This is a genomic window from Gracilibacillus sp. Marseille-QA3620, assembly GCF_054950035.1.
In genome coordinates, this window is the sequence record NZ_CM143102.1 from 4,057,283 (window position 1) to 4,080,193 (window position 22,911).

At 46.5% G+C, this 22,911-nt stretch carries 19 protein-coding genes; 2 read left to right on the forward strand and 17 right to left on the reverse strand.

The features are described 5' to 3' along the window. Positions 1-166 precede the first annotated feature (166 nt). From glpX to ACY8DX_RS20350, 5 genes are all read right to left on the reverse strand, one after another. Positions 167-1,135: a class II fructose-bisphosphatase gene (gene glpX, locus ACY8DX_RS20330; RefSeq protein ID WP_049669296.1), complete on the reverse strand. Its 969-nt coding sequence runs from the start codon at positions 1,133-1,135 to the stop codon at positions 167-169. A gap of 26 nt (positions 1,136-1,161) precedes the next feature. Beyond that, positions 1,162-2,448 carry a UDP-N-acetylglucosamine 1-carboxyvinyltransferase gene (locus ACY8DX_RS20335; RefSeq protein WP_049672704.1) on the reverse strand — a complete coding sequence of 429 codons (1,287 nt, stop codon included), beginning with the start codon at positions 2,446-2,448 and terminating at the stop codon, positions 1,162-1,164. Positions 2,449-2,595: 147 nt separating this feature from the next. Then, positions 2,596-3,246: a fructose-6-phosphate aldolase gene (fsa, locus tag ACY8DX_RS20340; RefSeq protein ID WP_049669295.1), complete on the reverse strand. Its 651-nt coding sequence runs from the start codon at positions 3,244-3,246 to the stop codon at positions 2,596-2,598. Between the two features lie 160 nt (positions 3,247-3,406). Continuing rightward, positions 3,407-4,264, reverse strand: a complete 858-nt coding sequence (locus ACY8DX_RS20345; RefSeq protein ID WP_049669294.1) for a class II fructose-bisphosphate aldolase — start codon at positions 4,262-4,264, stop codon at positions 3,407-3,409. A 167-nt stretch (positions 4,265-4,431) separates the two neighbouring features. Then, complete coding sequence (locus ACY8DX_RS20350; protein WP_049672703.1) at positions 4,432-4,812, reverse strand: response regulator; 381 nt, start codon at positions 4,810-4,812, stop codon at positions 4,432-4,434. 223 nt (positions 4,813-5,035) lie between these two features. On the opposite strand from ACY8DX_RS20350, the gene ACY8DX_RS20355 reads away from it, so the two are divergent. Continuing rightward, positions 5,036-5,581 (forward strand): DUF2529 family protein, encoded by a 546-nt coding sequence (locus ACY8DX_RS20355; protein ID WP_049669293.1) that lies wholly within the window; start codon positions 5,036-5,038, stop codon positions 5,579-5,581. A 345-nt stretch (positions 5,582-5,926) separates the two neighbouring features. Here ACY8DX_RS20355 and ACY8DX_RS20360 read toward each other — a convergent pair whose 3' ends face one another. The 10 genes from ACY8DX_RS20360 to ACY8DX_RS20405 all read right to left on the reverse strand — a co-directional run bounded on the left by ACY8DX_RS20360 (position 5,927) and on the right by ACY8DX_RS20405 (position 19,391). Next, positions 5,927-7,525, reverse strand: a complete 1,599-nt coding sequence (locus ACY8DX_RS20360) for a CTP synthase (protein WP_049669292.1) — start codon at positions 7,523-7,525, stop codon at positions 5,927-5,929. 213 nt (positions 7,526-7,738) lie between these two features. Beyond that, complete coding sequence (rpoE, locus tag ACY8DX_RS20365; protein WP_439802947.1) at positions 7,739-8,296, reverse strand: DNA-directed RNA polymerase subunit delta; 558 nt, start codon at positions 8,294-8,296, stop codon at positions 7,739-7,741. Positions 8,297-8,389: 93 nt separating this feature from the next. Then, positions 8,390-8,563 (reverse strand): hypothetical protein, encoded by a 174-nt coding sequence (locus tag ACY8DX_RS20370; RefSeq protein WP_439802946.1) that lies wholly within the window; start codon positions 8,561-8,563, stop codon positions 8,390-8,392. 163 nt (positions 8,564-8,726) lie between these two features. Further along, positions 8,727-11,972, reverse strand: a complete 3,246-nt coding sequence (gene icmF / locus ACY8DX_RS20375) for a fused isobutyryl-CoA mutase/GTPase IcmF (RefSeq protein ID WP_462405961.1) — start codon at positions 11,970-11,972, stop codon at positions 8,727-8,729. Positions 11,973-11,984: 12 nt separating this feature from the next. Beyond that, complete coding sequence (locus ACY8DX_RS20380; protein WP_049669289.1) at positions 11,985-12,623, reverse strand: TetR/AcrR family transcriptional regulator; 639 nt, start codon at positions 12,621-12,623, stop codon at positions 11,985-11,987. A gap of 71 nt (positions 12,624-12,694) precedes the next feature. Next, on the reverse strand, positions 12,695-13,834 hold the full coding sequence (locus ACY8DX_RS20385; protein WP_462405962.1) for an acyl-CoA dehydrogenase: 1,140 nt from the start codon (positions 13,832-13,834) through the stop codon (positions 12,695-12,697). A 19-nt stretch (positions 13,835-13,853) separates the two neighbouring features. Continuing rightward, positions 13,854-14,990: an acyl-CoA dehydrogenase gene (locus ACY8DX_RS20390; RefSeq protein WP_439802944.1), complete on the reverse strand. Its 1,137-nt coding sequence runs from the start codon at positions 14,988-14,990 to the stop codon at positions 13,854-13,856. Between the two features lie 31 nt (positions 14,991-15,021). Continuing rightward, positions 15,022-15,873 carry a 3-hydroxybutyryl-CoA dehydrogenase gene (locus tag ACY8DX_RS20395; protein WP_049669286.1) on the reverse strand — a complete coding sequence of 284 codons (852 nt, stop codon included), beginning with the start codon at positions 15,871-15,873 and terminating at the stop codon, positions 15,022-15,024. 15 nt (positions 15,874-15,888) lie between these two features. Beyond that, on the reverse strand, positions 15,889-17,076 hold the full coding sequence (locus ACY8DX_RS20400) for an acetyl-CoA C-acetyltransferase (protein ID WP_462405963.1): 1,188 nt from the start codon (positions 17,074-17,076) through the stop codon (positions 15,889-15,891). A 197-nt stretch (positions 17,077-17,273) separates the two neighbouring features. Further along, positions 17,274-19,391 (reverse strand): (Fe-S)-binding protein, encoded by a 2,118-nt coding sequence (locus ACY8DX_RS20405; protein ID WP_049669284.1) that lies wholly within the window; start codon positions 19,389-19,391, stop codon positions 17,274-17,276. Between the two features lie 306 nt (positions 19,392-19,697). On the opposite strand from ACY8DX_RS20405, the gene uvsE reads away from it, so the two are divergent. Next, the gene (gene uvsE, locus ACY8DX_RS20410) at positions 19,698-20,657 is read left to right on the forward strand and encodes a UV DNA damage repair endonuclease UvsE (RefSeq protein ID WP_462405964.1); all 960 of its coding nucleotides are present in this window, start codon (positions 19,698-19,700) and stop codon (positions 20,655-20,657) included. Positions 20,658-20,702: 45 nt separating this feature from the next. On the opposite strand, the gene argS is transcribed toward uvsE, so the two are convergent. Together argS and ACY8DX_RS20420 are read right to left on the reverse strand one after the other, a co-directional pair. Further along, positions 20,703-22,373: an arginine--tRNA ligase gene (gene argS / locus ACY8DX_RS20415; protein WP_049669282.1), complete on the reverse strand. Its 1,671-nt coding sequence runs from the start codon at positions 22,371-22,373 to the stop codon at positions 20,703-20,705. Continuing rightward, positions 22,373-22,822: a YwiB family protein gene (locus ACY8DX_RS20420; RefSeq protein ID WP_049669281.1), complete on the reverse strand. Its 450-nt coding sequence runs from the start codon at positions 22,820-22,822 to the stop codon at positions 22,373-22,375. The genes argS and ACY8DX_RS20420 overlap by 1 nt, the downstream gene beginning before the upstream one ends. Positions 22,823-22,911: the final 89 nt, after the last annotated feature.

The window sequence follows — 22,911 nt, forward strand, 5'->3', positions numbered from 1 at the left end:
GAAACATACCTAATTGTACTCGGTTTTCATGCATACTTCAACTTTGAGTGTTCTTCTATGAAATTCACACAACTACCGCAATATTCTCAATATAACACAATTTCAAAAATATTATAACAAATCCCCCAGTTTATTTATCTGGAGGATTTGCCTGAAATTCACCAAACTACGGTTTGATGACCAGATTTGGTTTTTTCTTCAAGCTATGTTTGCCATCGATGAAGCGGACTGTTCCTGACTTCGCTCTCATAACGATGGAGTGTGTGTGACCATAATTATTGCTCTTGAATTGAACGCCTCTCAGCAATTCGCCGTCTGTTACGCCTGTAGCAGCGAATATGGCGTCATCCCCGCGGACAAGGTCTTCCATGAGGAGAATCTTGTTGACGTCAATGCCCATATTCAAGCAGCGCTCTTGCTCGGCTTCACTTTGTGGGATAAGCTTGCCTTGGATTTCGCCTCCGAGGCATTTGAGGGCTACAGCAGCAAGCACACCTTCTGGGGCTCCGCCTGAACCGAATAAAATATCTACACCTGTATTATCAAAGGCTGTATTGATTGCCCCTGCCACATCACCATCATTAATTAACTTAATGCGGGCGCCGGCTTCTCTCAGCTGGTGAATGATATGCTCGTGACGTTCACGGTTTAAGACAGTGGCAACAATGTCCTCGATATCTTTATTCTTGGCTTTGGCTACGGCTTTCAGGTTGTCAATGATTGGGGCGTTAATGTCAATTTGACCAACCGCCTCAGGTCCAACCGCAATCTTGTCCATATACATGTCAGGCGCATGCAGCAAATTCCCATGGTCTGCCACAGCCAGTACAGCCAAGGCATTCCAGCCGCCTGATGCGACGATGTTCGTTCCTTCAAGCGGGTCAACAGCTACGTCTACACGCTGGCCGTATCCCGTCCCTAATTTCTCGCCGATATAGAGCATTGGGGCCTCGTCCATTTCACCTTCACCAATGACGACCGTCCCTTTCATCGGAACCGTATCAAATACATCCCGCATAGCGCTTGTTGCGGCATCATCCGCTTCATCCTTCTTGCCGCGTCCCATCCATCTTGCAGATGCCAAGGCTGCGGCCTCGGTAACCCTAACCAATTCCATCGATAAGCTTCTTTCCATTCCTGCTTCCCCCGATTCTTTTTGGCTTACGAATTCTTCAGCTGTTCAATCTCTCGTTCTGTTAATCCTTCTCTCCAAATCGTCGCTCCAAGCCCGGAAAGCTTGTCTACGATAAAACTATAACCGCGGTCTATATGTTCTACGCCGGTTATCTCTGTTACACCTTCTGCCAGAAGCCCTGCCGCAATTAAAGCTGCTCCAGCCCGCAGATCGCTTGCCTTCACCTTCGCGCCAGTCAATTTAACCGGTCCATTCACGATTGCTGAACGACCCTCTACCTTAATATCGGCATTCATTCTCCGCAACTCATCAATATGCTTAAAACGTGCCCCATAGATGGTGTCAGTGACAACCGCTGAACCGCTCGCTTTTGTTAAAAGAGCCGTGAAAGGCTGCTGCAGATCAGTCGGAAAACCTGGGTAAACCAATGTCTTTATGTCGACTGCCTTCAATTTATCTGTCTTCGGAATGTAGATTTGATCATCCCGCTCTTCAATGACGACGCCCATTTCCCTCATCTTAGCGATAAGAGATTCCAGATGCTGAGGAATCACATTATCAATGAGAACGCCATCTCCGGCTGCCGCCGCAATGATCATGTATGTGCCTGCCTCAATCCGGTCTGGAATAATGGTATGACGGCATCCGTGCAGCTCTTCTACACCCTCGATGCGAATCACATCCGTTCCAGCTCCCTTGATCCGTGCGCCCATATTGGTTAAAAGGGTAGCCACATCAATGATTTCCGGCTCTTTGGCGGCATTCTCAATAATCGTTTTCCCTTTTGCCAAAACGGCTGCAAGCATAATATTAATCGTCGCCCCAACACTGACGACATCCAAATAAATGCGGGCACCGCGAAGCTCATCCGCACGCAGGTAAATAGCTCCCTGCTCATTGGTTACTTGTGCACCAAGCGCCTCAAATCCTTTAATATGCTGGTCAATGGGCCTTGGACCGAGGTAACATCCGCCGGGAAGCCCAATGACAGCCTTCTTGAATTTGCCGAGCATTGCGCCCATCAAGTAGTAGGAAGCCCGCAGCTGCTTAACACGCCCGTTTGGCAAAGGCATCGGAATCATCTTAGAAGGGTCCACTGTCATTTCGTTATTCTCAAGGGTAACCTTGCCGCCAATCTCTTCAAGCAATCCTTTGAGCATTTCCACGTCAGAGATCTCAGGCAGTCCCTCAATCGTAACCGATGAACCCGCCAAAATAGTCGCCGGGATCAAAGCCACAGCGCTATTCTTGGCACCACTTATGCGAACTTCCCCTTTTAACGGGTATCCACCCGCTATTTTCAGCTTTTCCATAATTACTCCCTTCAGCGCCACATGTTGGTCAATCTGCTCATACGTGTTGGCGAGAATAAGGTATTTCTTTGAATCAATCCCCTGTAAGAATCCTTGCATCTTACTATTTTACACAATTTCCCATATATAATGTATATCTTTTGGAAATTATTGTCCTTCTCTTCCTTGCCAATCTTTCAAGAAGCCTTCAATTCCTTTATCAGTCAATGGATGCTTGCATAATTGCAGGATGACCTTATATGGAATCGTCGCAATATGCGCACCGCGCAAGGCTGCCTGTGTCACGTGCTGCGGGTGACGGATGCTTGCCGCAATGATTTCAGAATCAATATCATGAATGGCGAAGATCTCCGCAATTTCAGAAATCAAATCCAGCCCATTTTGGCCAATGTCATCAAGTCTTCCAATGAACGGAGACACATAGGTTGCACCAGCACGTGCAGCTAAAAGTGCTTGATTGGCATTAAAGATGAGCGTGACATTCGTTTTGATGCCCTCATCTGTCAAAGCACGAACGGCTTTCAATCCGTCCGGAGTCATTGGAACCTTCACCGTAATATTTGGAGCGATTTTCGCAAGCTCTTTCCCTTCGCGAATCATTTCCTCTGCATCCAGTGAAATAACCTCTGCACTGACAGAACCGGGAACTAGTGCCGTAATCTCGCGGAGGCGGTCATGAAAGGATACACCTTTTTCTTTAGCCACTAATGATGGATTTGTTGTTACACCAGCAAGCACGCCTAATGCATGCGCTTCCTTTATTTCATCTAAATTAGCTGTATCGATAAAAAACTTCATCCTTTTCTTCCTCCCGTAATATGAGTTTTGGTCTGCTTATATTGTGGCACTGTTCACCCTATTAGAGCAAATAATTATACCCCCATTTTTCCAAAAATTATTTTAACTCAAAAAAAGATGCTCTCTACAAAAAGAGAGCATCTCTTGATATATGGAAAAATTAAGCTTTTCCGTTAGAACCGAATTCGCGGATTTTGCCAACAACTGTTTCTTTGATAGCTTCGCGTCCTGGTCCGATGAATTTACGTGGATCGTAAACTTCTTTGTCAGCGTCAAGCACTTCGCGAACGCGTTTTGCGAATGCAATTTGGTTCTCAGTGTTAACGTTGATTTTAGAAGTACCTAAAGAGATAGATTTTTTGATATCTGCTTCAGGGATACCAGTACCACCGTGTAGTACTAATGGCATGTTAGTAAGGTTTTTGATTTCTTCCATTTCAGCGAAGCCAAGGTTTGGTTCACCTTTGTAAGGACCATGTACAGAACCAAGTGCTGGAGCAAGGCAGTCGATGCCAGTTTTCTCAACAAGTTCTTTACATTCTTGAGCATCAGCATAGATTACGCCGTCAGCAACAACGTCGTCTTCTTGTCCGCCGACAGTTCCAAGTTCTGCTTCAACAGAAACTCCGTTAGCGTGAGCGTAGTCAACAACCTTTTTAGTTGTTTCAACGTTCTCTTCGAATGGATGGTGAGAAGCATCGATCATAACAGATGTGAAACCTGCATCGATTGCCGCTTTACATTTATCGAAAGAAGAACCGTGGTCAAGGTGAATAGCAACAGGAACAGTGATGTTCATGTCTTCTAAAAGACCTTTAACCATCATTACAACGGTTTTGAATCCGCCCATATGACGAGCAGCACCCTCAGATACACCAAGGATAACTGGTGATTTTTCTTCTTCTGCAGCAGCTAGGATAGCTTGAGTCCACTCAAGGTTGTTGATGTTGAATTGACCAACTGCATATTTACCTTCCAATGCTTTGTTAAGCATTTCTGTCATTGAAACTAAAGGCATGTTTTTTCCTCCTTGTTAATAATAAGAGAACTTAAAAAGTTGTCTCTTATCATTTTCCCAAACGGGTCGATATGTATTCCTTATCTGAGAAAAGACCTCAGAAAAGAAGCCACATATAGCATACCAAAATTGTGAAGAAAGTATCAATAATGAAGACACATTTCCTCCTAACTGTCATAATTTACTACTAGAAGGTGCTTTTTGACAGCTTTTCGAATATCATCAATGTCAAATGGCTTGGCAAAATGAGTCAATGCTCCCAGGCTGAGTGCCTCCTGAATCATATCCAGCTCTCCATAGGCTGTCATGATCAGTACACGAATATCTTTATCCGCCTGCTTCATCCTCTTCAAGATCTCGATGCCGTCCATGCCTGGAATCTTCATATCAAGCAGGACAAGATCCGGGTCCTCTTGCTTTTGGAGGACAAGTGCCTGCTCCCCATTTGCAGCCAGGAAAGTCTGGTAGCCCTCTTGCTGCAGTACTTCATTCAATAGTATCCTGATTCCGAACTGATCATCCACGATGAGTATTTTTTTATCGTTCATATTCTTCACAGCTCCTTCTAAAACCGCTAACCTGTATACCATTTCTATATATATCTTCTCTCTTAAAGCCAAAAAACCCTTTAAAATCCATAAATTGGATAACAAAAATCATATTCTCTTCTTAATCTATCATGAAAGCTTTGACAAGTTCATGAGATTCGCATACTGTATCTACTAGATATAGGCACATTCCCTAAAAAAATTGAACAGGAGCTGATTTCAGATGCTAAAGATTTTCCTGACACAATTAACAGGTGTATATAAAAAAATCGAGCAAGATGAGCAAGATACTATTGAGGATGCTGCACGCTTACTTGCCCAGGCTCTTGCAGCAAAAGGACAAGTCTACATCCATGGCTTCAAGGAAATGGAGGGCATTGTCGCTCAAGCCATTAACGGACCTGAACCATTGAAGGGCATGAAGAAGCTGTACAGCGGACAATACATGGTCCAAGCCGAGCAGCGCGACCGCGCCATTATCTTCGCCCGTTCAGCGACGGAAAAAGAAGCCGTCGCCCTGGCTGAATCTCTGCGCGGCCAGCACGTCCCATTTGTCGCCGTTTCTCAAGGTGTAACAGCTGAAGAAGAAGGCAAGCCAAACCTAGCTGAGATCGCAGATGTACACATTGACATCAAGGCTACGCGCGGTCTTGTACCAAATGAAGACGGCACAAGAAGCGGCCTTCCAACCCTTGCCGCCGCCCTCTTCGCCTACCAAGGAATCATCCTGGCAGTGGATGAAATACTGCGGGAGTATGAAGAAGAATAAGGTGTTATGAATGAAAAGACACGGACATGTTTGCCTGTTTGATGGGCGCGTGGCCGTGCCTTTTTTATTTATTGGAACGAGGAGCGGGTTTGTGCGATCTTTTGTACGTGGTTCGCCCTTATCTCTTCGGGCTCGCCCTTACGAGGATTGTTTCGCCCTTACCTATTTATTTCCGCCCATAGCCCTTTGATTTCGCCCATACACGCCTATCTTCGCCCATAAAATTTGCGGTTCGCCGTTAACCGATTTTCGTCCTTAAATCTCGTATTCAGTAAATTTTCATTCAAAAGGCCTGAAAATAAAAACAGGAGAACACTCAAATCGTGTTCTCCTGCCATTCTTTTCTTATTTCTCTGCCAATGACGCTTTGACGAAGTCGCGGAATAGCGGCTGCGGGCGTGTTGGTCTTGAGATGAATTCTGGGTGGAATTGGGATGCGACGAACCAAGGGTGATCCTTCAGCTCGACAATCTCTACAAGGCGTCCATCCGGGCTTGTACCTGAGAAGATGAAGCCTTTCTTCTCCATGTCTTCACGGTAGTGATTGTTGAATTCATAACGGTGACGGTGACGTTCGTAAACCACTTCTTCTTTGTATGCTTCGGCTGTTTTTGTGCCTGGTGTTACTTTACATGGATATAGGCCAAGACGAAGTGTTCCGCCGAGGTCCTCTACATCCTTTTGTTCAGGAAGCAAGTCGATGATTGGGTTTGTTGTTTCTGGGTTGATCTCAGAAGAGTTCGCATCAGTCAAACCGAGGACGTTACGCGCGAATTCGATGGATGCAAGCTGCATGCCTAGGCAGATGCCAAGGAATGGTTTTTTGTGCGTTCTTGCATATTCGATTGCAACGATTTTCCCTTCGATTCCACGGTCTCCGAATCCGCCAGGAACAAGAACACCTTCTACATCACCTAGAAGCTCTTCTACGTTTTCTTTTGTTACATCCTCAGAGTTGATCCATTTCACTTTCACGTCTGCATCGAATGTGTAGCCAGCGTGTTTAAGGGATTCAACTACAGAAATGTAGGCATCTTGAAGCTCTACATATTTACCGACAAGACCGATTGTAACGGTTTTGGAAAGATGCGTCACTTTCTCCACAAGCTCTTTCCATTCTGTCATGTCCGCATCTGGTGTTTGAAGTTTTAAGTGATTGCAGACGATTTGGTCCATGTTTTGGTCTTGAAGCATCAAAGGCACCTTGTAAAGAGTGTCTGCATCCGGGCACTCGATAACGGCGTTTTTGTCGATGTCACAGAATAGGGCAAGCTTGTCCTTCATATCTTGAGAAATCGGCATTTCTGTACGCACGACGATGATGTTTGGCTGAATGCCAAGGCTGCGCAATTCTTTTACACTGTGCTGAGTTGGCTTTGTTTTCATTTCGCCAGCCGCTTTTAAGTAAGGAATTAACGTACAGTGAATGTACAATACATTGTCAGAGCCGATATCGCTCTTAATTTGACGAATCGCTTCAAGGAATGGAAGGGATTCAATATCTCCAACTGTTCCGCCGATCTCTGTGATTACGACATCTGCGTTCGTGTCATGACCGGCTTTCATGATGCGTTCTTTGATTTCATTCGTGATATGCGGGATAACTTGGACCGTTCCGCCAAGATAGTCGCCGCGGCGCTCTTTTTTCAAGACATGGGAATAGATCTTCCCAGTTGTTACGTTAGAGAGCTTGGAAAGGTTGATATCGATGAAGCGCTCATAGTGACCAAGGTCTAGGTCTGTTTCTGCGCCGTCATCCGTTACGAATACCTCTCCGTGCTGATAAGGGCTCATTGTCCCTGGGTCCACGTTGATGTATGGGTCGAATTTTTGAATTGTTACTTTTAACCCTCTATTTTTCAATAAGCGACCTAGAGAAGCGGCTGTGATTCCTTTCCCTAGGGAGGAAACTACTCCTCCGGTAACAAAAATATATTTTGTCATAAAAAAATCCTCCTATCATTTCTAAACATTGCGCACGGATAATCATCTATTTCAATCTTACTTTTCGTTAAAATTAACCGACGTATCCATAAAAAAAATAAAAACGCCCCCTTGCGAACAAGGGAGCGTTAATCGCTATAATTAGTTCCTTCATGTTTAAAGGAGCCCAGATAATATTCTACAAAGATTGACACTTGAAGTCAAGGTTGATGTTTATCGATTTTCTTCCTCTTCTTCGAAGTCCTCTTCTTCCTCTTCTTCGTCTTCTTCAATAACGAATTTATCTTTAATGATTTCTTCGTCATCTTCAATCAGATCGTCATCATCTTCATCGAAATCGTCGTCGATTAAGTCTTCGTCTTCTTCCTCTTCATCATCAAAATCATCGATATCGTCGAAGTCTAAATCTTCATCTTCGTCGATAACATCGAAGTCATCAAGATCTTCATCCTCGACAACCTTCTTGCCTTTTTTCTTCTTCACTTTAGAGGCAGGAACAGTTTCTTCTTCTACTTGCTCAACTGGATACCAGCCTTTTAAGCCCCAGCGGTTATCGCCGATGCTGATGAAGCGGCCGTCCACGTTCAGGTCCGTATAGAACTGGCCAATTTTATCTGCCACTTCCTCATCAGACAATCCAAGCATTTGCTGGATTTCATCCATCATCACTTTAAAGTCTATAGCTTCTTTCTTTTCTATAAGTAATAAGTTTGCAATTTCAATGAGGGCCATTTCACGAATATCTTCCATAGACATCTTGGCTAAAGTCATTGTTCGCACATCCTTTCTATCAAATCAACATCAAAACACCCAATTATGCATATCCCATTATAACCAAACGGCTTATCATAATGCCACTTTATTTTACTTCTTGTCTCTAATTCCTTGCTTCCAATGCTGATATGCCTTGAATGCGAAGAAGATGGAGATAAGCAAGCAGCCGACCGCTCCAAGCGAATGGTCATAAAGAATCCGGAACAGCCAGAGGAATGCAAAAAGGATGAGCATGCTGCCTATTCTGCGCCGCATATCCATCATTTAACCCTCCTGTTCTCCATTATGACCCGCTTTTATGTAACTTATAAGGAAGATGACAGTTTTATCCTATCACACAAATGGAAAGGAGGGGGTCATAATTAATTGAATATTTTTGAGATGTAAAGAAAAGCGCGGAAGAAACCCTCCGCGCTAACTCTTTGGATTACATGTTCCTGCGATATTGTCCCCCAACTTCGTATAAAGCATGTGTTATCTGTCCGAGACTTGCTACCCGAACTGTCTCCATTAATTGTTCAAAAATATTCTCTCCGCTGACTGCTGCTTCCTTTAAGCGTTCAAGCGCTTCACCCGATTCATTCTCGCGCTTCTTCTGAAAGGCCTCAAGATTTCGGATTTGATGGTCTTTTTCCTCCTTCGTCGCACGGGCCAGCTGCATACTATTGACCTCTTCCTCGCTTGGAGGATTCGGGTTCAGGTACGTATTCACGCCGATGATTGGGAGCTCGCCATTATGCTTCTTCATCTCATAGTACATGGATTCATCCTGGATCTTGCCGCGCTGGTACTGCATTTCCATTGCACCGAGTACACCGCCGCGGTCATTGATCCGTTCAAATTCCTGCAAAACGGCTTCTTCTACTAGATCAGTGAGCTCATCAATAATATAGGCGCCTTGAAGGGAATTCTCATTCTTCATCAACCCGAATTCCTTCGTGATGATCATTTGAATGGCCATTGCCCTGCGCACAGATTCCTCCGTCGGGGTCGTAATCGCTTCATCATAAGCATTCGTGTGCAAAGAGTTGCAATTATCCTGAAGAGCGATAAGGGCCTGGAGCGTTGTCCGGATGTCATTAAAGTCAATCTCCTGCGCATGCAAGGAGCGTCCAGAGGTTTGAATATGATATTTCAACTTCTGGCTCCGCTCATTTGCCCCGTATTTCTCCTTCATGACAATCGCCCAAATTCGGCGCGCCACCCGTCCTAAAACGGTGTATTCCGGGTCCAGGCCATTCGAGAAGAAGAATGATAGATTCGGAGCAAAGTCATCAATCTTCATTCCTCGGCTCAAGTAATATTCGACATAGGTAAAGCCATTGGAGAGCGTGAAGGCAAGCTGGGATATCGGATTGGCGCCTGCTTCTGCGATATGATACCCAGAAATAGAGACAGAATAATAGTTCCTAACTTGATTCTGCACAAAGTATTCCTGAATATCCCCCATCATTTTCAAGGCGAATTCCGTTGAGAAGATGCAAGTGTTCTGACCTTGATCTTCCTTCAAAATATCTGCTTGAACGGTACCGCGCACAACCTGGAGGGTTTTACTTCTTACGCTTGCTGCCTCTTCCTCAGTGAGCGCACGGCCGAGCTCCTGCTCCTCCTTCTCTATTTGCTGGTCAATGGCTGTATTCATGAACATCGCGAGGATAATCGGCGCCGGACCATTGATGGTCATGGATACGGATGTACTTGGCGCGCATAAATCAAAGCCTGCATAAAGCTTTTTCATATCATCGAGCGTACAAACGCTGACGCCGCTCTCCCCGACCTTTCCGTAAATATCCGGCCGGATATGCGGATCTTCACCGTATAATGTAACCGAATCAAAGGCTGTACTCAGACGCTTCGCCTCATCATCCTTCGAAAGATAATGGAAGCGGCGATTCGTTCTCTCTGGAGAGCCTTCTCCTGCAAATTGACGTTTCGGGTCCTCTTCCTTCCGTTTGAACGGGAATACGCCTGCCGTGAATGGGAACTTGCCCGGTACGTTTTCCCTTCTTACCCAGCGCACAATCTCGCCATAATCCTTGAATTTCGGCAGGGCAACCTTCGGGATGGTCAGGCCACTTAAAGAGATGGTCTTCAGCTCTGTACGGATTTCCCGGCCGCGTACCTGTGTTACAAGCTCATCCTGGCTGTATGCCTCTCTTTGAGCTTCCCAGCCTTCAATGATCTCGACTGTTTCCGGTTCAAGCTCCTGCTTGGTCTTCTCCTTTAGCTTTTGCAGTGTTTCGGCTGGTTCTCCGTTCTCCTCCAAAGCCTCGATTGTCCCTTCAATCTGGAAGAGCTTGCGGGCAGCCTTCTCCTGCTTAGTGGTGCGCGCATGATACGAACGAACGGCATCGGCGAGCTCACGCAAATAGTATTGGCGGTCTGGCGGAATGATTGTATGCTGCTTTTCTGTCTTCGCATCCTTGCTATAACGTGTCCGGTAATCTGTACCCGTATGCTTTGCCATTGCCTCAACCAAGGCTGCGAATAAAGCATTTGTGCCTTCGTCATTGAACTGGCTCGCAATCGTTCCATACACCGGCAGCTCTGCCAGGTCGCGGTCAAAGAGAGTGCGGCTGCGCTGGTATTGCTTTTGCACCTGACGCAGAGCATCCTGTGACCCTTTTCGTTCAAATTTATTGATAACAATGAAATCAGCATAGTCAATCATGTCAATCTTCTCAAGCTGGGTCGGTGCCCCGAATTCGCTTGTCATTACATACATCGAGATATCACAGACCTCTGTGATGGCTGCATCTCCTTGGCCGATTCCGCTCGTTTCAACAATGACGGCATCATAGCCGGCTGCCTTCACAACGGCAATCGCATCCTTAATAGAAGCAGAGAGCTCTGAGCGGGAATCCCTTGTTGCCAGACTTCTCATATACACATTCGGGTGGAAAATCGCATTCATGCGAATTCTGTCCCCGAGCAGGGCCCCGCCTGTTTTTTGCTTCGTCGGATCAATTGATAAAATGGCCAAGCGGTGATTCGGAAGCTCCCGGATAAAGCGGCGAATTAATTCATCTGTGAGCGAGCTTTTCCCTGCTCCGCCTGTACCTGTTATTCCGATAACCGGAATCGTGCTGGCCTCCTTGGCAAGCTTCTCTATGACAGGTTCTACTGCTGCAGCCTCTTCTGACCTCCACAGTTTATTCTCTGCCATCGTAATCGCGCGTGCTACTGCTAGAGGCTTCTCAGGGCTGAGCGTCTCCGCTGAAATTGTCTCTAATGGCGGAAGCGGGTAATCGCATTCCTTGATTAGAACTTCCATCATGCCCTCTAGGCCTAGCTCTCGTCCATCATCCGGCGAGAAAAGACGGGCAATCCCATATTCATGAAGCTCCTTAATCTCACGTGGGATAATGACTCCTCCCCCGCCGCCATAAATGCGGATATGCGGTGCTCCTCTTTCCTTCAATAAATCATACATATATTTAAAGTACTCCATATGACCGCCTTGGTAGGAGGATACAGCAATTCCTTGTACATCCTCTTCGATGGCCGCACTCACAACCTCCTCTACTGAGCGGTTATGCCCAAGGTGAATGACCTCTGCTCCCTTTGCCTGAAGAATTCTCCTCATAATATTCACGCTGACATCATGTCCGTCAAACAGACTAGATGCCGTAACAAAGCGAATATGATTCTTCGGTTTATACTCGTTGCTCATAACGTTCCCCCTCTATCGAACTATGTTGGCTCCCTCCGTAATCCCCTTTAACAGCAAATCCGTTTGTGAGTCGATATAATCCTCAATCGTAAAATTCTTCCCGATTGCCCAGCGTCTGAACGCCCACATCTGTCCATGGACAATGATGTTATGGGCAAGTAAATATGTCTGATCTGCTCGGAGCTCAATTTCCTCATTCTCCAGGCAGGCGACAATCAATTTCTCAAACATGCGTGCCATTTCGATTTCCTTATTGAGCACATAAGGCAAGGCCGTCTTGTTTAAAGACTTAGCCTCCTGATACATGACTAATACTTCATCCTGCATTTCATCACAGATGCGGAAGTAATAGGAAATGCCAAGGCGCAGGCCTTCTAGCGTCCCCTCGCTTAATTCGAGCGCCTTTTGCAGCCGCTCCTTCACTTCCTCATAAATATTGTCGCAAACGAGATAGAGGATATCGTCCTTGGACCGGATATATTCGTATAATGTGCCGATGCTGAACCCTGCTGCTCTTGCAATCTCCCTTGTTGTGGTCCGGTGGTACCCTTTCTCAATAAATAAGGCGACCGCTCCCTTGATCATCTCGTCGCGCCGTTTCTTTACAAGCTTCTCGTCCTTGACAGATGCTTGCACCTCTATTTTCTTCAAGATCCCCCACCGCCTTTTTTAAAAGGGTTTCCTCCCGGTTTTTTCCCGGGAGGAATTGTCATGACCTCATCTTACTTCGTCAACATACGGGAAATGACAAGACGCTGTATTTCCTGTGTTCCCTCATAGATTTGGGTGATTTTCGCATCACGCATGAACCGTTCAACCGGGTAATCCTTCGTATAACCATAACCGCCGAAAATTTGCACAGCATCAGTTGTCACGCGCATGGCAGCATCTCCTGCGAATAATTTCGACATCGCCGATTCTTTCCCATACGGAAGACCTTTAGACTCAAGCCATGCTGCCTGATAAGTCAAAAGACGTGCAGCCTCCACGCTTGTCGCCATGTCAGCCAGTTTGAAGCCAACCCCTTGCTGGGCACTGATTGGCTTGCCAAACTGAACACGTTCCTTCGCATAGTCTGTTGCCGCATCAAGAGCACCTTGTGCGATTCCGACTGCCTGTGCAGCAATACCATTACGTCCGCCATCAAGCGTCATCATCGCAATCTTGAAGCCTTCTCCCTCTTCACCAAGACGATTTTCCATTGGTACGCGGCATTCTTCAAAGATTATTTCCGTTGTCGGAGAGGAACGAATACCAAGTTTCTTTTCCTTCTTGCCGACGCTGAAGCCTTTGAAATCCTTCTCAACGATAAAGGCAGTCGTGCCCCTTTGTTTTTTCTCCGGGTCCGTGAGGGCGAAGACAACGTATGTATCTGCCATCCCGCCATTTGTGATAAAGATTTTCGACCCGTTCAGGATGTAATCATCCCCATCACGGCGTGCCGTTGTTCTCATCGCACCGGAGTCAGAGCCGGAGCCTGGCTCGGTCAAGCCGTATGCGCCAATCTTCTCCCCTGTTGCCAAAGGTCGAAGGTAACGCTGTTTTTGCTCCTCCGTACCAAATTTATAGATTGGCCAGCTTGCCAGTGATGTATGAGCGGATAAGGTTACCCCTGTTGATGCACACACACGGGAAAGCTCCTCAACAGCAATGCAATAAGCGACATAATCGCTGCCGATTCCGCCGTACTCCTCCGGCCATGGAATCCCTGTCAGGCCAAGCTCAGCCATCTTATCAAATAGCTCTTTATCAAAGCGTTCTTCCTCATCGCGTTCTGCAGCGGTCGGAGCCACTTCATTCTTGGCGAAATCGCGTACCATCTTGCGGATCATCTCATGCTCTTCTGACAATTGAAAATTCATCTTCCATCCCCCAAATCTATCAATTTACTAATTGCTTACTGATGACAATTCGCTGTATTTCACTTGTTCCTTCATAAATCTCCGTTACCTTTGCATCGCGGAAATAGCGCTCGACTGGATACTCCTCTGTATAGCCGTATCCGCCAAATACTTGGATGGCCTCTGTTGTGACATCCATGGCAGTCCTTGAAGCCATCAATTTCGCCATCGACGATTCCTTCGTGCAGGATAATCCCTCACCTTTTAAGGAGGCTGCCTGATAGACGAGCAGCTTAGAAGCTTCAATCGCTGTCGCCATATCAGCAAGCTTAAAGCCGATTCCTTGCTGAGCACTGATTGGTTTGCCGAACTGCTGCCTCCCCATCGCATAACGTACAGCTTCTACGAAAGCACCTTCAGCGATTCCAAGCGCTTGAGCAGCAATGCCGATTCGGCCCGTGTTCAAGTTACTGAGTGCGATGGCTAGTCCCTGACCCTCAACCCCGAGCAGATTCTTCGCAGGAACCTTCATATCCTCAAAGGTGATTTGCACCGTACGCGAGCCATGAAGGCCCATTTTCTGCTCATCCTTGCCGATGATAAGGCCAGGTGTCCCCTTTTCCACGATAAAGGCAGAGATTCCTTTGCTTCCCTGCTCTGGTGCCGTTTGAGCGAAGACAATATACGTATCTGCCTCTCCTCCATTCGTGATGAAGATCTTGGAGCCATTGAGAATATACTCATCGCCTTGCTTAACGGCCTTCGATTTAAGCGACCCGGCATCTGAGCCTGCGCTCGGCTCCGTCAGGCAGAAGGCTCCCAGATATTCACCGCTGGCAAGCTTCGGAATATAGGCCTTCTTCTGCTCCTCTGTCCCATAAAAGAGGATGGGATTCGTACCGACAGAGGTATGAACACTCAGAATAACGCCGACTGTCGGACTTACCTTTGAGATCTCATGGATGGCGATAATATAGGATGTGAAGTCCATACCGGCACCGCCGTATTCTGCTGGAATGGGAATTCCCATTAGACCAAGCCCGCCCATTTTCTCAAGCACAGCGCTTGGAAATGCCCCTTTTTCCATCTCCGGTATAAATGGCGCAATCACTTCTTCTGCGAATTCCCGCACCATCTTTCTCATCATCTGCTGTTCTTCTGTAAATCTTAAGTCCATTCAAGCTGCCTCCCCATAGGCGTGATGCTTATTAGCTGTATTCATAAAACCCTCGGCCCGTCTTCTTCCCAAGCCAGCCGGCCTTCACATATTTGCGCAGAAGCGGACATGGACGGTATTTATCCTCACCAAGCCCTTCCTGAAGTGTTTCCATAATATAAAGACATGTATCAAGCCCGATGAAATCAGCGAGCTGAAGAGGTCCCATCGGATGATTCATCCCAAGCTTCATGACCTCATCAATCGCTTCCTTGGAGGCAACACCTTCATAAAGTGTGAAGATCGCCTCATTAATCATTGGCATGAGCACACGATTAGAGATGAATCCTGGAAAGTCATTCACCTCAACAGGTACCTTTCCAAGGTCCTTTGCCATTGTTTCAATGGCGGTATATACCTCATCCTTCGTCGCTAGACCGCGGATGATTTCAACGAGCTTCATGACCGGAACCGGGTTCATGAAATGCATCCCGATGACCTGCTCCGGTCTGTTTGTTGCCGCTGCAATCTCTGTGATTGGCAAGGAAGAGGTATTCGTCGCCAAAATGGCCTCAGGCGGTGCTAGTTGATCAAGCTCAGCAAACAATTGCTTCTTGATCTCCATATTTTCCACAGCAGCTTCAATAACGACATTCACTTCCTTGGCATTTTGCAAATCAGTGGAAGGCTTGATTCGCTCAAGGATTGCAGCCTTCTCTTCATCTGAGAGACGTCCCTTATCAACAAGGCGCTGCACATTTTTCTCAATGCCTGAGCGGCCTCTGTTCACGAATTCCTCCTTCAAATCATGCAGAAATACATCATATCCAGCCGCCGCACATACCTGTGCGATTCCAGAGCCCATTTGGCCAGCCCCTATGACCATGACTTGTTTGATCTCCATTCTGAAAGCTCCCCCTTATTCCCCTTTTGGTACCTCAATCATGATTGCATCGCCTTGGCCGCCGCCGCTGCAGATGGAGGCAATGCCGATTCCGCCTCCGCGTCGCTTCAACTCATACATCAGCGTAAGGATAATTCTTGTACCGCTTGCCCCAATTGGGTGACCTAACGCAACGGCTCCTCCATTGACATTGACCTTCTCTGCGTCTAAACCAGCAATCTTGCCGCTTGCAAGGGCAACCGCCGCAAACGCCTCATTCACTTCGAATAAATTAACCTCATCCAATGACCTGCCCGTTTTCTCCAGCAGGGTATTAATAACAAGTCCTGGTGTTTTCGGGAAATCCTTTGCCTCAACGGCTACCTCCGCATGACCGAGAATGACAGCCCCAATCTGGCGTCCTTCCTCACGGGCACGTTCTTCACTCATTAGGACGAGTGCCCCTGCCCCGTCATTAATGCCAGGTGCGTTACCGGCAGTGATGGTCCCGTCTGCACCAAAGGCAGGCTTCAGGCTGGCCAATCTTTCCGGAGTTGTATCCTTCCTTGGTGCCTCGTCAACAGCAATGACCCGTTCCCCCTTGCGTTCCTTAACCGTTACAGGCACAATCTCCTCTTCCAAGCGTCCAGCCTCCATCGCAGCAATGGCACGCTGATGACTTTGGTAAGCCCATTTATCCTGCTCTTCTCTCGTAAGCTCTAAATCTGTCGCTGTGCTATTGCCGTATGTGCCCATATGCACACCCGTGAAGCTGCAGGTCAGACCATCATGAACCATCATATCTACCACACGGCCATCTCCCATCCTCGCTCCCCAGCGTTCCTTCGGGAGAATGTATGGCGCATTGCTCATTGACTCCATTCCGCCGGCAACGATGACTTCCTCATCACCAAGGCGAATAATCTGGTCAGCCAGCGTTACACTTCTTAGTCCTGATGCACATACCTTATTAATCGTTTCCGTTTTCACTTCCCATGGCAGACCAGCTTCACGTGCTGCCTGGCGAGAAACAATTTGTCCTTGGCCCCCTTGAAGTACACACCCCATGATTACTTCATCAATTTCCTCTGCCTTGATGCCAGATCGTCCGATTGCTTCCATAATGGCCATACCGCCTAGCTGCGAGGCCGTCAAACTGCTTAGTGACCCTCCGAATTTGCCAAAAGGTGTTCTTGCGCCGTCTAAAATAACCGTTTTTCTCATCTTTTCCCCTCCGATTATTGAATTTCTCCCATCCATGACTGAACGCTCGTTCGCTATGTAAGCGCTTTATTCTATCATACTATTATTTTACATAAAAAGGAAAGAAACGGAAATCCATACACACTATTTTCCCCTAAATATAGGTGCAAGATCTCCGTCTCTCCACAGTTCTTATATAGACCCCTTTGATGAACCGATTATGATGCTAATTCCTTTTCCTCACCGAACACAGACTTCTCTAGAAGCTCTGCTACATCATATGTCTTCACTTCTTCTTCAACTTCCTTCGCCTTCGTACCATCACTGAGCATCGTTAAGCAGTACGGACATCCAGAGCTGATGACAGTTGGATTCACCGTTAATGCCTGCTCCGTTCTTGCTACGTTGATGCGGTGGCCTGTTTCTTCCTCCATCCACATCAACCCGCCTCCTGCTCCACAGCACATTCCGTTCTCACGGTTCCGCCCTTCAATTTCGACGAAAGAGGCACCTGGAATAGCCTTTAAGATATCACGCGGTGCATCATAAACATCATTGTAACGGCCAAGATAGCATGAATCATGGAAGGTAATCTTCTCATTGACGGCATGTGTCGGTTTCAATCTTCCATCCCGTACGAGTTCAGCCAGCACTTGTGTATGATGGTACACTTCAGCCTCGAGACCAAAGTCCGGATATTCGTTTTTGAAAATATTAAAGGCATGCGGGTCAATCGTAACGATTCTTTTAATGTCATTCTTCGCAAATTCCTCAATATTCTTCGTCGCAAGCTCCTGGAACAAGAATTCGTTGCCAAGGCGGCGTGGTGTATCCCCTGAGTTCTTCTCCTTATTGCCAAGGATGGCAAATTTGACGCCGGCTTCATTCAGCAAGCGCGCAAAGGAAAGGGCAATCTTTTGGGAACGGTTATCGTATGAGCCCATGGCACCGACCCAGAATAAGTATTCAAATTCTTCTCCTGCTTTGGACATTTCCTTCACGGTTGGAACATGTACATCCTCGCGTGCTTCACGCCAAGCCTCACGTTCCTTCCGGTTCAATCCCCAAGGGTTCCCTTGACGCTCGATGTTCTGCATCGCACGCTGGGCATCTGCCGGTACCTTTCCTTCTGTGAGTACCAAGTAACGGCGCATATCAAGGATCTTGCCGACATGCTGGTTCATGACGGGACATTGGTCTTCACAGTTACGGCAAGTGGTACAAGCCCAAAGTTCTTCCTCTGTAATCACTTCACCGACAAGCGCTGGGTTGTACATGTCAATCGCTGCCGCCGATTCGACAGCTCCCTGACCCTTTGCCGCCATCGCGATTTGATTGCCCTTTGTGTTAGCAAAGACAAAGGATGGCACCCAAGGCTCTTTGCGTGTTACAGCAGCACCTGTGAAGGTTAGATGATCGCGCATCTTAAGCAGCAGGTCCATCGGGGAAAGCATCTTCCCTGTGACGGATGCCGGACACATATTTGTACAGCGGCCGCACTCTACACAAGCATAGAGGTCAAGCAGCTGAAGGTCCGTGAAATCTTCAATCTTTCCAGCGCCGAACGTTTCCTGTGACTCATCTTCAAAGTCAATCGGCTTTAATTTCGGCGGTGTCAGCCTGTGGAAATACACATTGGCTGGTCCCGCGATCAAGTGAGCATGCTTGGATTGCGGGATATAAACTAAGAATGTCAGAATAAACAGCAGGTGAATCCACCAAGCTACATAGAACACTACAGCAGCCGCTGTCTCGCTCATCCAGCCAAGCAGGAAAGCAATGGATGAGGCAACAGGCTCAGACCAGTGCAGCTCCCCGCCATGGAGCCAAATTAAAGAGGCACCATTAGCTACCAAAGTCGCAAGCATTAGTCCGCCAATGAAGATCAGTACAAGTCCTGATTTAAACCCCCGTTTCAATCGGACAAGCTTCTCAATATAACGGCGGTAAAACGCCCATATAACAGCGACCATAACCATTAAAACAACAATTTCCTGGAAGAATGTGAAAAACGGGTAGAGAGGTCCAAGCAGCAGGTGTGAGCCTGGCTTGATCCCTTTCCAGATTAGATCGATGGCTCCAAATTGGACCAATATAAATCCATAAAAGAAGAGCACATGCATCGTACCGCTTTTCTTATCCTTCATCAGCTTCTTCTGTCCAAACACATACACCCATATCTTCTCGAGCCGCTTCTTAACATCATTATCAAACTCTTCCTTCTTGCCGAGCTTGATAAATTCGATCCGAGACTTAACCAAGTACGCAAACAGATAGATTGCGTAAGCGGTTACAAGTATGGCTGCAATTAAATTGATCCAAAGCAGACCATTCATCTCCATCCCTCTTTCGCCCCTTATTTGCTGCTACTCTCGCTTGCATGCTTCAAATAGCGGCATTCCTAAATATACCATTCAGTTTCTATGTCCATTTTATATAATGAATGAGCGTTCAGTCAATCCATATCTTCCTATAATTTCAAATTATTCTAAACTCAGGAGGAAATACATGCATCTTTGGCTGTGTGAAGGGGGTATTTCACGCAAAACTTGCCATACTAACTTCATGGCTGGATATGTATCATTTACCCCTACCCTATTTCCATATTTTTGAAACTATTTCCATTAGAAAGGATGCCCATAATGGATATTCAATTTGGATATGTCTCAACCGCCTTAGACCTCTGGGAATCCTCTCCCTCAAGGACGATTACATATACACGCTGGAGCAGGCTTTCTCCGAGGGAGCAGAAAGAAAAGCTCCTCGAAATAACGAAGCAGAATATTGAATCGACTAAACGAATTCTTCATTACAATATTGCAAAAGAAATCAAGATTTACCGTTTCTCAAGCTCGATTGTACCGCTAGCCACCCATCCTGACGTCAAATGGGATTATCTCACCCCCTTCAAAAAGGAGTGGGCTGAGCTTGGCAGGCTCGTCAAGGACCATCATCTCCGCGTAAGCTTCCATCCGAATGCCTTCACCCTCTTCACCTCTCCCAATCAGGATGTGACGGAGAAGGCTGTCTGGGATATGCACTATCATTATCGCTTGCTCGAAGAAATGGGTATGCCGGAGGGTGCCTTAATCAATATTCACGTTGGCGGCTCCTATGGTGATAAAAAAGCTGCTGTCAGCCGCTTTTATCAAAACATCAAGAAGCTTCCTGCCGAGATCAAGGAACGGATGACGCTTGAGAATGATGACAAAACCTATACGGCCGAGGAAACCCTGCAGGTATGCGAGCATGAGGAAATCCCTCTTCTATTTGACTACCATCATCATATCGCTAACCCTTCCTCTAAAGAGCTAAAATCGCTCCTTCCTCGTATTTTAAGAACATGGGAAGGACGTGGCTGGAAGCCGAAGATTCATATCTCCTCTCCCCGTTCCGATAAAGAGATACGGGCTCATGCAGCGGATGTGGATAAGGATTTCATTCTCCCGTTCATCCAGCTGGTGAAGGAGACCGGGATTCAAGAAATTGATTTTATCATTGAGGCAAAGAACAAGAATATTGCGATGCAGAAATTAATTGAGGACCTTGCAGCCATCAGGGGAGTAAAGCGCATCAATGGCGGCAAAATTCGATTCAAATAAAAAGACCATCCCATGGCATTCGCTAAGAGGATGGTCTTTTGTCTATTACATTCTTTCCGGAGCGGATACACCGATCAGCTTCATGGCATTTGCCAAAGTAATCTTCGCTGCCTGCACAAGGGCAAGACGCGCTTTGCTTCGCTCTGGATGCTCTGGGTCAAGCACCTTGTCCGCATTGTAGAAGCTATGGAACGTAGATGCCAGGTCAAAGATATAGTTTGTCACACGGTGAGGCATGCGTTTTTCAGCCGCTTCCGCAACTGCCTGCGGGAACTCACCAAGTTTTTTCAATAAGTCGATTTCTTTCTCAGAACCGATTTGGCTGTAGTCAACATCCCCATCAAGAGTGATGCCCATCTCTTCCCCTTGGCGTAAAATACTGCAAATACGTGCATGTGCGTATTGAGCATAATAAACCGGGTTATCATTGGACTGGGACACAGCCAAGTCAAGGTCAAAGTCCATATGAGAATCTGCACTTCTCATGGCGAAGAAGTAACGAACCGCATCAAGGCCGACCTCTTCCATCAAGTCTCTCATCGTAACAGCTTTACCTGTACGTTTGGACATCTTCATTTTCTCGCCATTTTTGAACAAATGAACAAGCTGGATGATTTCCACTTCAAGCGTATCTTTCGAATAGCCCATCGCTTGGATAGCTGCTTTCATACGCGGGATATAACCATGGTGGTCTGCACCCCAGATGTTGATTAATTTATCAAAGCCGCGCTCAAGCTTGTTCTTATGGTATGCGATATCCGGCAATAGGTATGTGTAAGAGCCATCATTCTTGATTAATACACGATCCTTGTCATCGCCGTATTCAGTAGAGCGGAACCAAGTTGCTCCGTCCTTCTCATAAATATGGCCCTTCTCACGGAGAAGCTCCAATGCAGGCATGATTTTGCCATCCTCATAAAGGGATGTTTCAGAGAACCATACATCAAATGGTACGCGGAAGCTTTCAAGGTCCTTCTTCAGTTTCTCCATTTCATATTTCAAGCCGTACTCACGGAAAAACTTGAAGCGCTCTTCATCACCCTTGCTAAGGATTTGATCGCCAAATTCCTCTGCCAGGCGTTTTCCGATATTGATGATATCTTCACCATGGTAGCCGTCCTCAGGCATCTCTGCATCAAGACCAAGCGCTTGCTTGTAGCGTGCTTCAACAGAGTAGGCGAGATTATTGATTTGGTTTCCAGCATCATTGATATAGTATTCGCGGGATACGTCCCAGCCTGCTTTATCAAGGATATTGGAGAGTGAATCCCCTACAGCCGCTCCGCGGGCATGTCCTAAGTGAAGGTCTCCTGTTGGGTTCGCAGATACGAACTCAACTTGAATTTTTTCGCCCTTACCGACATTTGATTCCCCGTAAGCTTCTTTTGCTTCAAGGATGGTAGGTATCAAATCAGTTAGATAGCTATTATCTAAGTAAAAGTTAATAAAGCCCGGTCCTGCAATCTCAATCTTTGAGATAGAAGCCTTGCTTGTGTCGAAATTCTCAATAATCGCTTCCGCAATCGCTCTTGGCGCTTTCTTGGCAACACGCGCAAGCTGCATCGCCATATTCGTTGAATAATCACCATGTGCTTTATCCTTAGGCAATTCAAGGATGACGCTTGGAATTTCTTCTTCTTTCGCCAAGCCGGCTTTAAGGACAGCCTGTTTGATTTCTTCTTTAATTTGATCCTGAATTTCCGTTACGATATTCATTACTTCTTTTCCTCCTTGACCGTTAATGTAAGGTGATAGTGCCCCACATTTTCATCCTGCAAAAATAGATGATAGGAGACCTTGAATTCTTCCTCATTCGTCTCTTTATTGACGGTATGACTTAGGGCATTTGTATGTGTCGATAAATCAAGTGTACCATGAATGCTGTCATATGACCCTTCTGTTACGGAGCCAATTTTGAACAGTTGCTTCATCTTCACTGCACCGCTGCGGATGATGATCATTTCGTTTCCATCATATTTCACCGTCGTATTGATCTTCCCGTTATTCTCTACATGTTCGATGTAACGGACATATGTGGCATTGGGCATATGGTGCAATGTCCCAAAAGTGACCAGTTCGATATTCTCGACATCGTCCTCATGTTCGATTTTCGTCTTCAATCTCACCATGACCTCTTTAGCTGCGTTACTTTTTTCCTCGGTCATTTAATGAATTCCCCCTGGGATTTGTATTAGTACTCAATTCTACAAGTATAAGATATTGAAAAACAGTCTGGCAACTTGTCGGACCATAT